The following is an 11,382-nucleotide window of genomic DNA, read 5'->3' as shown; positions in this document are numbered from 1 at the left end:
AGCCGGGAAACACGAACGACGACTTGGGCGCGGCGTGCAGACTGAAACGGGCGTCCTGGCCGAGGATCTGCTCCAACGCGATGTCGTGCTCGCTGGAAGTGAATTCGACGGTGTAGGTGAATGGCTCACTCAGCCGTTCCTCGCCGTTGAAGGCCAACACGTCGAGCGTGGCATCGAGGTCGCGCACCCAGAGGCGATGGCGAGAGTGGTCGAAGAAAGTGCGCAGTTCACTTCGCATGGATAAACCCCTCGTCCGCAGACGGCGCGGTGTTTGGCGCATCAGTGAAGTGCAGACCAATCCCATCGGTGTCGCTGTATTTCAGGGTCACTTCATGCGGCATCAGGCCGAGGGCCTGGCGCTGCAGCAGCTGCTGGCTGAGCACGGGCAGGATTTGTTGATTGAGCAGGCTGTCGATATTGCGCGCGCCGCTGTCCGGCAGCAGGCAAGCGCTGACCAGCGCATCATTGAGGCCTTCGTCGATGCGACACGCCAGGCCATAGTGATGACGCAGACGCTGTGCGACTTTGCCGAGTTTCAGGGCGACGATGGCACGCAGCGCATCGGCCTGCAGCGGGCGGTAGATCAGGGTCTGAAAGCGGGCGAGTAATGCGGGCTGGAAGTGCTCGCGCAATATCGGGTGCAGCAGCGTCTGCAACGCCGCGTCGGTCGTGTCGGGTTGCGCTTGCAGGCACTGCTGCAATGCGTCGCTGCCGAGGTTGGAGGTCATCACGATCACGCTGTTGCGGAAGTCGATCTCTCGACCTTCGCCGTCGCGCATGAAGCCTTTGTCGAAGACCTGATAGAACAGGTTGAGCACGTCGCGGTGCGCTTTTTCGACTTCATCGAGCAAGATTACGTTGTAAGGCCGTTGGCGAACGGCTTCGGTCAGCACACCGCCCTGACCGTAGCCCACGTAGCCGGGTGGCGAGCCCTTGAGCTGGCTGACCGTGTGCGCTTCCTGATACTCGGAGAGATTTAGGGTGATCAGCGAACGTTCGCCGCCGAACAGTTGATCGGCCAGAGCCAGCGCGGTTTCGGTTTTGCCGACGCCGCTGCTGCCGACCAACAGGAAGACCCCCAACGGCGCGTTCTCGTCGGTGAGGCCGGTCTTGGCCGCGCGAAGACGTTGGGCCAGTGCGCCAAGGGCCTGATCCTGCCCGATGACGCGTTCGCCCAGCCTCTGCTCCAACTTCAGCAGGCTGGCCTGTTCACTCTTCAGCAGATTGCTCAGCGGCACGCCCGTCCAGTCAGCGACCACCTCGGCAACGCAGCGTGCGTCAACGTCCAGCGACACCAACGGATGTGCGCCCTGAACCGCCGCCAGTTGCCGTTGCAAGCGCACGCGCTCGGCTTGCCTTGAATCGTCCTGACGCGCCGCTAGCAATTCACGGCTCAAACCTGATTCGCGATCGTATTGCCGCTGCAGTTCTGCCAGCTGGGCATCGAGTTGCGTCTGCCGCTCGGCGATACGCATCAGCCGCTCGGTGGCTGGGGTCTCTTGAATTCGGCTGTCGTCGTCAAGGGCGCGGTTTTCCATTTCCAGCGCCGCCCGTTGCGCCTTGAGCTTGACCATAATCTGCGGCTCGCAATCCACGCTCATGCGCACCCTGGCACTGGCGGTGTCCAGCAGGTCGACAGCCTTGTCCGGCAGTTGTCGGCCGGTCAGGTAACGGCGCGACAGACTGACTGCCGCTTCGACGGCGCCATCGAGAATGTGCACGCCGTGATGCCGGGCGTAACAGGGTTTGAGGCCGCGCAACATGACACAGGCGCTGGTGTGATCAGGCTCGTCGACCTTGACCATTTGAAAGCGGCGCTCAAGTGCCGCATCGCGCTCGAAATACTGTTTGTATTCGGCCCAGGTGGTTGCCGCGATGGTGCGCAGTTCTCCGCGTGCCAGTGCTGGCTTGAGCAGGTTAGCCGCGTCGGCGCCGCCTGCCTGATTGCCGGCACCGATCAAAGTATGGGCTTCATCGATAAATAACAGCACCGGGGTGGTCGATTGCTGGACGGCCTCCATGACGTTTTTCAGGCGCTGTTCGAACGCGCCTCTGACACCCGCTCCCGCTTGCAGCATCCCCAGATCAAGGGTGCGCACGCTGACCGGTTTCAGGCTGTCGGGCACCTGCCCCTGCACGATGCGCAATGCCAGCCCTTCGACCAGCGCGGTTTTGCCGACGCCCGGTTCACCCACCAGAATGGGGTTGTTCTTGCGTCGGCGGCTGAGGATGTCGATGACCTGACGGATTTCGTCGTCACGCCCGAACACTGGGTCGATCTGCCCCGCGCGGGCTTTGGCGGTGATGTCCTGGGTGTAGGTTTGCAGAACATCATTGACTGCAGGGCCTGGGGCTGCCGAGGTCGGGTCCGCGGCCTCCGCCGCCATCGACGTGTCTTGTGAGGTCAGGGATGATTCTTCGGAGTGCTGATCGAGCAAGCTGGGTAATTGCTGAAGCTGAACCGGACTCAGGCTTACCAACGGCCACGCCGCATCGCAGGCGAGCAAGTGAGGATTTTCAATCAGCGCACCAAGCACATGGATGGAGCGCAAAGCGTCGTTTTGACCTTCCAGTGACGCCAGCAGCCAGGCGCTTTCGATCAACGACTGCAACGTGTCAGACAGCTGCGGTTTGGCGGTGACACTTCGCGGTAGCCGGTCCAGATGAGCGAGCAGACCGTTCCACAGCGCGTCCATGTCCCACTCGTACCGGCGCACGATCAGCGGCAGATCACCACCGCCCTGCTCCAGCATCTTGAGCAGCCAGTGCTCAATGCTGATGTGCGCATGGCCACGGGTCTGACACAACGATGCCGCCGAGCTCAGCGCCTGGGCACAATACGGGTTCAGTCGACGAAGCAGACGAGTCGGGTTCTGTACCATGGGGGTACGTCCTTGTAGTGAAATCGGTTGAAGAAAGAAGCGTGTCCAGGAGCGCTCAATGTGTCCGGTTGAACAGCCCGGCCTGGCTGTTCAACCGGACACACGAAGTACCGGCAAGCGAAGGCCGCTTGCCGGTGTCTCGAGCGTCAGGCGCTCTGACGTTCACTCCAGGAATCGGAGTGAATGATGTTGCCGTCCTTGTAGGTCCAGATGATCTTTTCGTAGCGCAGCTCTACCTCCTCCAGATGGTTGTGCTTTTCCTTCGTGGGGTCCTTGACGTCGTGCATTTTCGGCGCGACGCCCACCACCTTCACGTTCTCCAGCTTGGTGTTGAAGTACTCGACCTCCTGGCCAGCGTCGTCGATGCGGAACCACTTGAACTCAGCGCTTTTGAGCGTCTGCCCGGAAGTGACCGCCTTGTACAGGTACGGGCTGGACGCATCGGTTTCCTTGGTGAACAGGAACGGCGTATGGACGCGAGTGCCCGTCAACTTGCCAGTGTTGTTGTCCGTGGGGATGTAGACGTTGTGGCTCTGGGCGACGACCTCGATGCTGCCTTCGCGCTTCTGCACGTCGACCGAACCTTTGATCTCCGCGCCTCCATCGTCTTGCAGCCACAGATAAACCGGAATTGCCATGTGAAGCTCCTTTGTTTCATATGACGCCGCATCATGCGGCGTTGGGATTGACGTCTGGCATTGGCTGCGATGACGCGCACGCCCCCGCTTGCGGCACCAGACGAATATCGACTCGACGGTTGGCGCTGCGCCCGACCTCGGAGTCATTGCTGGCGATGGGCTGACTCGCACCAAAGCCTTGCACGGCAAAGCAGCTGTCATGGATATCGCCCATGCGCTGCATCCAGTCACGTACCGCCCCAGCGCGGGCACGGGACAGTTGAAGGTTGTGCTCGGGCCGCCCAGTGGCGTCGGTGTGACCGGTTATCACGATCAGCCAGCCTGGCTGCGCCTTGATGTGTTGCAACGCCTGAATCAGGACCTTGGTGGAGCCGGGCTTCAGTTGAGCGCTGCCCACGCTGAACAGCGACAGGCTATCCAGCCGCACGGGATCGACCGCCTGTTCGGTTATTTCAGTGAGCGGTGGCCGATCGGCAATCGCCGACAACAGCGGCGCGCGCAGGCGGTCGGCTCGATACAGCCCCAAACCGAGCGACGGCGGCGCGCCGTTGCGGTAATGGTCTTCAAGGGTGCTGGCGTGGCCCTGCAAAACCTTGAAGGCGTTTTGTCTGAGCGCAAAACCGGGTTGGTCGGATCGCTGCACCGGGGCAATGGCGCGGTACAGATTGATGTCATCGCTGACCTGGCGGAGCAACCGCGTGTTCTGCCAGAACGCACTCACCAGCGCGATTGATGCCGCGACCGTGAACATCCATAGCGCGGCCACACAGGCTCGACGCAGAGCCATGTCGTTATCAGGCTCGGGCAATAACGCCAGCAGCGGGTCGGGAAATGGCAGGCGCTGGTCAACACCGTCGGCTGGCACGTGCCGGGTGCCGTCGAGCGCTGTTCTTTCACCCAGCCATTGGTGCCAAAGGTTGGCGCGAGTCACGCGTGGCAGATCGGGTACCAACAGCACCGTGGAAGCCACCAGTTGCTCCTGCGCAGGCAAATGCGGCAGCACCGCTTCGGCCAGCCATTGCAATGCGTTATTGAGCTGAACGCAGGCTCGCAAGCGCTGTGATCGCTCCGTTTCATCAAGGGCCTGGCGCTGCCACTGACCCAGGCCGGTGCAGGTGCCTGCCTGGCGTACGCTGGGCTCCAGCCCGCCAGCCTCACAGCTGAACCACGCGTCGTTGGCGTCGGCGCCTGGCAGGTAGGTCAGCAGTTGTAACGGCAGTGGTGCAGCGGATTTACGGGCCAGCGCCAATTGATGGGATGCGACACGGATCTGGCGCGTCAGATCGGCATGATCGGGATGATCGAGCGGGCTGATGACAAGCATGACGCTCAGTCGTCCGAGCCAGCCCGGCTGCCTGACTGCCATGCCAGACACCATCGCTGGCAGTTGGGTGATGGTGGGGACACACACGTAACAACCCTGAGCCGTAAAATGCACGCTTGCACAGGCGTTGTCCGTCGCGCCGAACAGCCTCTGACTATCACCACACACCAGCACCACAGGCTGTCGCTGCACGGGCTGCAACGCAGCCTCCAGCCCTTCGCCCAGCCTGACCCGACGGGCGCTTTTCCCCTGCTGCTCAGTGCGGCGCCAAGCCATGACCATCAGCACTACGACAGCCACCGCCAGCGCCAGGCGCCATGCCATGTCCATTGCAATGATGATCGCCAGACCCAGCACGAGCGCGCTGGCCCACAGATAAAGTCCGAGAATCAGATGGCGCGTCATTCGGACCTCACACCTGCTCAAGCGTCAGTGTGGCGATGAGATCAGCCAGGGACTGGTCCAGCCAGAACCACACCGACACCAGCAACAGAACGGCCGCCAACCCATGAACGATTGGCGAGCGCAGAAAGCGCAAGGGACTGCGAGACCGACCGGCAATCAGGCGCGTGATCGGCGCAGCGTCCAACTGCATTGGCGGCACACGCTCTTGCAGCTGCGCAACCAGTTGCCTGCGTTCTGGATCGTTGACGTCGCGGTAGCGCCCCATGAAGCCCAGCAACATGACTCGCTGGTAAACGGTCAGCACGCAGCGGTCCGGCATTGGCTCGCGCAACACCTCACGCATTTCTTCATAAAGGCATTCACCCGCCTGATGCCGATTGAAGAATCTGGCCTGCAGCGGTTCGCCCGCCCATTTGCTGCGCGCGTTCTCCTCGGCGTGGGTGAAGACACTTTCATCGAGCAGTGCGCACTGCGCATGGCTGATGTGATCGATGCTACGCAGGTTCATACCGGCATCCCTGAGCACCTGCCGGACGTGCTCGATCTGCTGGACGCAAAAGTCCCACAGCGCGTCGCTGCTGCTGGCCGAACCGCCCTGACGCAGTTCGACCACCAACAGGTAACTGTCTTGCAGCAGCTCATCGATATCCAGAGAAGGCTTGATCGAGGTTTTCGATTTCATGTGCGTAACACCGCAAACAGTTCAAGTTTCACGTCGGTCAAGGTCCCCGGCACGTAAAACACGCACGTCCCTGCCGCGAGCACTGCCTGGCCGCAGGGGTGTTTAAAGTCGAGGGCGAAATACTGGTTCTCCAGACGCAAGGGGATCGCCGCCGGAACATGCCCCAGGGGCAGCAACGGAACGCCATCCAGCGCCGCATTCACCAGCCGGTCAACGTCATCGGCCGTACCCACCTTGCACAGACGCGGGAACTGGCGCTGCAGCTGGGCAGCCGGTTCGCGACTGCGCACCGAGAGATAGAAATCAGCCCCGTCAGGCTCTTTCAAACGAGGATCATTGAGCTCTGCCCGCCAGCGATTACCGCCCTGTTGCTCCATGTTCAGCGCGATGACCCGCGACGGCAGGCTGGCCTCCAGCAGGAGCGAGATGGTTTGCATCAAGGGCGCGAACACGGTTTCGAGACGGTCATGGCGATAGGCTGGAATCCGGTCAATGTCGTATTCCAGGGAGAATGTGAGCAGGCTTCCGGCGAAGCGCACCAGCTCCAGATACACCTGCTCGGGATGGCGCGCGGGAAAAGCCTTGAGATCGGCGATCACCGGCTGATAGGTATTCAGTGCATTGAGCAGCCAGAACAGCGACACATCGGCCACTGCAAAATCGGCCATGCGCTGGTTGCTTTCGCGGCGCATGCCCATCAGCCGCTGTCGCTTGGCCGACAGCTGAATCAACAGATTCTCCAGCTGAGTCAGCAACCCCGGATGCGCCGCGAAACTCAGCAACGGCGGGACATAAGCGTCATCGACCGTCCACGCGCCTTGCGTGTCTCGCACGAGCCGAACGATCGGGCAGGTGACGTAGTCAGCATTGTCGTCGCCGGCCTGCCGCAAACTCAGCACATGTTCGAGCGCGCCAATCGACTGGGCCTCATCGCCAAGGATGTCTTGCACCGTACGCCAGTCCTGTCGATACCGCACAGGCCGATCAGCCCGGCTGTCTTCGAACAGGCAGTTGCCGCCATTGGCTTGCACCAGCGGCAGGGCCAACAGCACGAGGAAATCCCGCTGTTCGCCCGGCAAATGCCCCAAGTCCAACGCATCGGGAAGGCGGTCTACCTGATCGGTATCGATGAGCGTGCCGTCAGGCATGCGCAGGCTTAATCGGCTGGCCTTGAGCTTGCCCAGCGCCAACGCTTGCCGATCGAACATCGCGACCTCGACACCCCAGGGGTGAACGAGGCCCAAATGGGCGATCCGCTCGTTGGTCAAGGCCTCCCACCGCGCCTGTTGCTGAAACTGCTGGGGAGACAACAATGCACCCGCGACCCACGCAGGACGGTCAATCTTCATGACTCAGACTCCGTGCGCGTTTCACGTTTTCGCCTTGGGCATCTGCGCCACCAGCGAGAGGTTGACGTCCATGCCTTCCACCTGAAAATGCGGAATGGCATACAACTTGACGCGAAAGAAACCCGGGTTGTCGTCGATGTCCTCGACGATCACCCGCGCTTCACGCAACGGATGAGATGCCTGCAGGTCGTCGCCCGGGTCAGTCATTTCCGTCACGAGCCCCCCGACCCACTTGTTCAACTCCAGTTCGAGCAAACGCCGGTCCTTGGTCGTACCGATGTTTTCCCGCTGGATGAGTTTCAGATAATGGGCGATACGCGAGAGTAAAAAGATATACGGCAGCCGGGCGTTGATTCGACTGTTGGCCGTGGCATCGGCGGTGTCATAAAGCGCAGGTTTTTGCGTGGAATTGGCCGAGAAGAAACACGCGTAATCCCGATTCTTGTAATACGAGAGAGGAATAAAACCAAGGTTGGCGAATTCGAACTCCCGCGTTTCGGGAATCATCACTTCCGATGGAATCTTGACCTGATTACCGGTGCCCAGATCATATAAATGGATGGGCAGGTCCTGAACCGCCCCCCCGGACTGCGGCCCGCGGATCTGAACGCACCAACCGTTGGCGATGAAACTTTTCACCATATTCGCAGCGAAGGCGAACGACGCGTTGGTCCACAGGTACTTATGGTGATCGTCACCTTTGACATTTTCGACGTAATTGAAACTTCGCACCGGTACGGTATCCGGGCCATATGGCAAACGGCCCAATACCCGCGGCATTGTCAGGCCGATATACCGTGAGTCATCGCTGTCGCGGAAAGACTTCCATTTTATATACTCCGCACGGTCGAAGTAATTGGCGATATCCTTTATCGCCGCCACTTCTTCCATCGTCTCTTTCCCGAAGAACGCCGGCCCCACCGCGCCAATGAACGGCATGTGCGCCGCAGCGGCCACTTTCGATATATTGCGCAGCAGCGCGATATCCTGCGGCCCGCGATTGAATTCATAGTTGGATATTGCCGCTGCGATAGGTTCACCACCGGGGGTATCGTATTCCTGAGTGTAAGTGTGCAGGTATAAGCCACTTTGAGTGATTTCCGGCGCATCTTCGAAGTCCTGAACAAGATGATCCTTGCTGATATCCAGCAACTCGATACGGACGTTCTGGCGGAAGTCCGTCTGGTCGATAAGCGACTTCACTCCACGCCACGTGGATTCCACGCGCTGAAAGTCTGCATGGTGCATGACGACGTCCAACTGGCGGCTTATCTGCATGTCCAGAGACGCGATGTGTTCATCCAAAAGAACCTTGTCCAGCCGCTCGACCTTGTGCGCGGACTGCTTGAGCATGCCGAGGAAGACGCTGACGGCGGCAGTGACTCGCTCATCGGCAGAGACGTCGGACAGCGCTTCGATATCCTGAAACGCATCGATGCTGCCGAGCGAGACGACCGGACTGAGATTGATCTTGCTGAACAATGCGCCGTAGATACTTTGATTTTCATCAGACAATGCGGCTGCATCGCGCGAAGTCGCGCTGGCATTTGTTGCAGTCATGGGAGTTCCCTGATTGATTGACGCTAGTTCGAAATATTCACTCGACCGATAAGGCGGCCAATTCGCTACGCAACCCTTCGCTCAATGTTTCGTCACGAAGAATACGCTCCAATTCCTGACGGAAGGTGGCGTTATCCAGCAGGTTGGATTTCAGATCACGCAATAAATTACGCATCGCCAACAAGGCGCGTAATGCCGGAATCTGTCGCGCCACCTGCTCGGGTTCAAAATCCTTCAATGTGCGAAAAACCAGATCAACAGGAGTGTCAGACCCATCACCCACCAATGTATTTTCCACTGCCAGTTTTACGCTGGGCGAAAACTCGGATAACACGCTATTGAAGTTATTCTTATTAATATTGATCTTCTTGCGTTCCGACAGGGGTGCTGCCTCACTGCCGTTACTGTAGTCGCCCATCAACATCAATTTCAGCGGCAATTCTACTTTTTTCTGCGCACCCCCTGTGTGCAAATCAAGTTTGATATTGACACGGGCTTTGGGTACTTCGTTTTGAAAACTGTTTGAAGCCATGCATCCTCCTTGAACGGTGCGTGACACGTGTTTTTTACAGATATTCGGCGGTGAGCGCTCATGTCAACTGGCCGACCGCAAAAAACGTCATCACCTCACACGGTTTTATAAAATCAGGAAAAGCCCTACGCAATTCCTCAGCTCAGCGGGAGGGACAGCACAGTGAACCAACCCCGCTCTGCCAACAATAAGCGTGAGGCACTAAGGGAAACTTCCTACGCAAACTTTCAAATTGTCCTACCTAGTCGAGTTAGCGTCGGCGCCGCCGCCCTGGCCGCTTCCACGAAGGATCCTTTGCCCGTACCCACCTGACCGACACTCACTGATCTGGCGGCAACGGACAGAGGCTAGAGTGATCAAACATGCGCCACAAGACGCTAAGGCTCGCTCGGATAGTTCACACAAATGGCCCGGATCGGTCTGTAAGTAAACTCAACAGACGGTCTGACAGATGGACGGGATGGTGGACGCCGATCTGGCCCCTCAAAACTGCTGACGAGTGACCCGGGCCGCGGGATGCAGAAAGCGAAGCGTCGACCCCGAATACAGGGGAGCGGACGTTCCACGACGCCCTCCCAGCGAGATCGCATCGAAGCTGCGTCTGCGAAACCCACACATTTAAGCAACGCTCACGGCCCAGACTGTAGGAAATAGCCTTCAAGACGCCAACAACCGATATCCCACCCCCTCGGTCATGATGACGCCAGGCCAGCGCCTCCGCTCAGCTCTTCGCCACTGCCCCCGGCGCGGCATACACCGCCGAGCAGCGACGGTTGCCGAAGGTGATGGTGCCGGTCTTGCCCAGAAAGCATCTGGCTGAAGCCATGTGCGTCGCGGTGGTGGTGTCGAGTTACCGCGTGCAGGCGCGGGGGCCGAGCAGATGCCTACATCCGTCCCGCAAGATGGCCGCCTGTGGTCGTGCATAGCCAATGAACTAGACTCGCGGCTTTAACCATAAGGAAGTGTGGGACGATGCAGATTTCAGGGGCTATTCCGTTGCTTCGGATCTTTTCCGAAGAAGAAGCCAAAGCGTTTTATGTTGATTTTCTAGGCTTTCGCATCGAGTGGGAGCATCGCTTCGAAGCGGATCTGCCGCTGTATGCCCAAGTCAGGCGCGGGGATTTGGTGATCCATCTGACTGGCCACCACGGCGATGCCACGCCGGGCTCTACGATCTTCGTCCCGGTGCGGGACATCGAAGCGCTGCATGCCGAGCTGAACGCCAAGCGCTACAAGCATGCAAGGCCGGGGATACAGGAACAGGGCTGGGGCAAGGTGATGGAAATCGCCGACCCGTTCGGCAACCGACTGCGTTTTTGCGAACTTTCCGAAGACTGACCGCTCCCAGACGCCAGCCGCGTCCATCACTGCTCGCGGCTGACCACTTCATCCCGAGACGCACGATACACCAGACTCGGCGCCTGCCCCGGCACATCGTTGAGGGTGTCGATGCGCTGCATCCCGGCCTTCTCCAGTACACGGATCGATGCATGGTGCTGGGGCCTGACCACTGCGAAGACTTCCGGAACCACCAACTCAGTGAACGCGAAGTCCAGCGCCGCTTGGCTAAGTTCGGTGGCATAACCCTGCCCCCAGGCCTGCACGGCAAAGCGATAGCCCAGATTGAGTCGCACGACATCCAGGTACCAGCGCGCATCGATACCACCGAAGCCGATGACCCGATCGGGGCGTTCACGCATGGTGATCGCCCACTGCCCATAACCTTCGCTTTGCCAATGGGCCAGCCAGCCTTCGAGAAGCGATTGCGCCTGCCCGATTCGGCTTAACGGCCCGGACGGGTTGAACTGGTTGGTCGCAGGATCGCCGTAGATCGCGAACAGGCTGTCGAGGTCACCCAGGGTCGGGGCGCGCAGAATCAGTCGCTCTGTGGTTCGTTGCATCGATGCGCCTTTCTTGTCATTGGAGTCAATGCCAGGGACCTCAAAACCCCTGCTGTTACTCAATCAACGTGATCCCAGTGAGGACGGCCGCGGCGCTGTCAGGTTGGCA

10 protein-coding genes and 1 pseudogene are annotated in these 11,382 nt (G+C 59.7%); 1 reads left to right on the top strand and 10 read right to left on the bottom strand.

The features are described 5' to 3' along the window. The 9 genes and pseudogenes from ACRER8_RS07815 to ACRER8_RS07775 form a co-directional block, all read right to left on the bottom strand. Positions 1-238: hypothetical protein (locus ACRER8_RS07815; RefSeq protein WP_431745761.1), on the bottom strand; the 238-nt coding region annotated here is incomplete at its 3' end. Then, positions 228-2,882 carry a type VI secretion system ATPase TssH gene (gene tssH / locus ACRER8_RS07810; protein ID WP_431745760.1) on the bottom strand — a complete coding sequence of 885 codons (2,655 nt, stop codon included), beginning with the start codon at positions 2,880-2,882 and terminating at the stop codon, positions 228-230. The genes ACRER8_RS07815 and tssH, both read right to left, overlap by 11 nt. Before the next feature lie 146 nt (positions 2,883-3,028). Next, complete coding sequence (locus tag ACRER8_RS07805) at positions 3,029-3,520, bottom strand: Hcp family type VI secretion system effector (protein WP_431745759.1); 492 nt, start codon at positions 3,518-3,520, stop codon at positions 3,029-3,031. A 31-nt stretch (positions 3,521-3,551) separates the two neighbouring features. Next, positions 3,552-5,249 carry an OmpA family protein gene (locus ACRER8_RS07800; RefSeq protein WP_431745758.1) on the bottom strand — a complete coding sequence of 566 codons (1,698 nt, stop codon included), beginning with the start codon at positions 5,247-5,249 and terminating at the stop codon, positions 3,552-3,554. Between the two features lie 7 nt (positions 5,250-5,256). After that, the gene (tssL, locus tag ACRER8_RS07795) at positions 5,257-5,931 is read right to left on the bottom strand and encodes a type VI secretion system protein TssL, short form (RefSeq protein WP_431745757.1); all 675 of its coding nucleotides are present in this window, start codon (positions 5,929-5,931) and stop codon (positions 5,257-5,259) included. Beyond that, positions 5,928-7,280: a type VI secretion system baseplate subunit TssK gene (tssK, locus tag ACRER8_RS07790; RefSeq protein WP_431745756.1), complete on the bottom strand. Its 1,353-nt coding sequence runs from the start codon at positions 7,278-7,280 to the stop codon at positions 5,928-5,930. Before tssK ends, tssL begins: the two co-directional genes overlap by 4 nt. A gap of 21 nt (positions 7,281-7,301) precedes the next feature. Beyond that, positions 7,302-8,840, bottom strand: a complete 1,539-nt coding sequence (gene tssC, locus ACRER8_RS07785; protein WP_431745755.1) for a type VI secretion system contractile sheath large subunit — start codon at positions 8,838-8,840, stop codon at positions 7,302-7,304. Between the two features lie 37 nt (positions 8,841-8,877). Further along, on the bottom strand, positions 8,878-9,372 hold the full coding sequence (gene tssB / locus ACRER8_RS07780) for a type VI secretion system contractile sheath small subunit (RefSeq protein WP_431745754.1): 495 nt from the start codon (positions 9,370-9,372) through the stop codon (positions 8,878-8,880). A 698-nt stretch (positions 9,373-10,070) separates the two neighbouring features. Next, a pseudogene (locus ACRER8_RS07775) lies at positions 10,071-10,177 on the bottom strand (hypothetical protein); the annotation flags it as partial. A gap of 167 nt (positions 10,178-10,344) precedes the next feature. Here ACRER8_RS07775 and ACRER8_RS07770 point away from each other — a divergent pair. After that, positions 10,345-10,710: a glyoxalase superfamily protein gene (locus ACRER8_RS07770; protein ID WP_431745753.1), complete on the top strand. Its 366-nt coding sequence runs from the start codon at positions 10,345-10,347 to the stop codon at positions 10,708-10,710. 26 nt (positions 10,711-10,736) lie between these two features. Here the strand turns inward: ACRER8_RS07770 and ACRER8_RS07765 are convergent, their stop codons facing one another. Beyond that, the gene (locus ACRER8_RS07765; RefSeq protein ID WP_431745752.1) at positions 10,737-11,273 is read right to left on the bottom strand and encodes a GNAT family N-acetyltransferase; all 537 of its coding nucleotides are present in this window, start codon (positions 11,271-11,273) and stop codon (positions 10,737-10,739) included. Positions 11,274-11,382 lie beyond the last annotated feature (109 nt).

This window comes from Pseudomonas sp. (genome assembly GCF_050739935.1).
Taxonomy (GTDB): Bacteria; Pseudomonadota; Gammaproteobacteria; order Pseudomonadales; family Pseudomonadaceae; genus Aquipseudomonas.
Note: the sequence above shows the minus strand (reverse complement) of the source record. Positions and strands in the feature narration are given on the sequence as shown.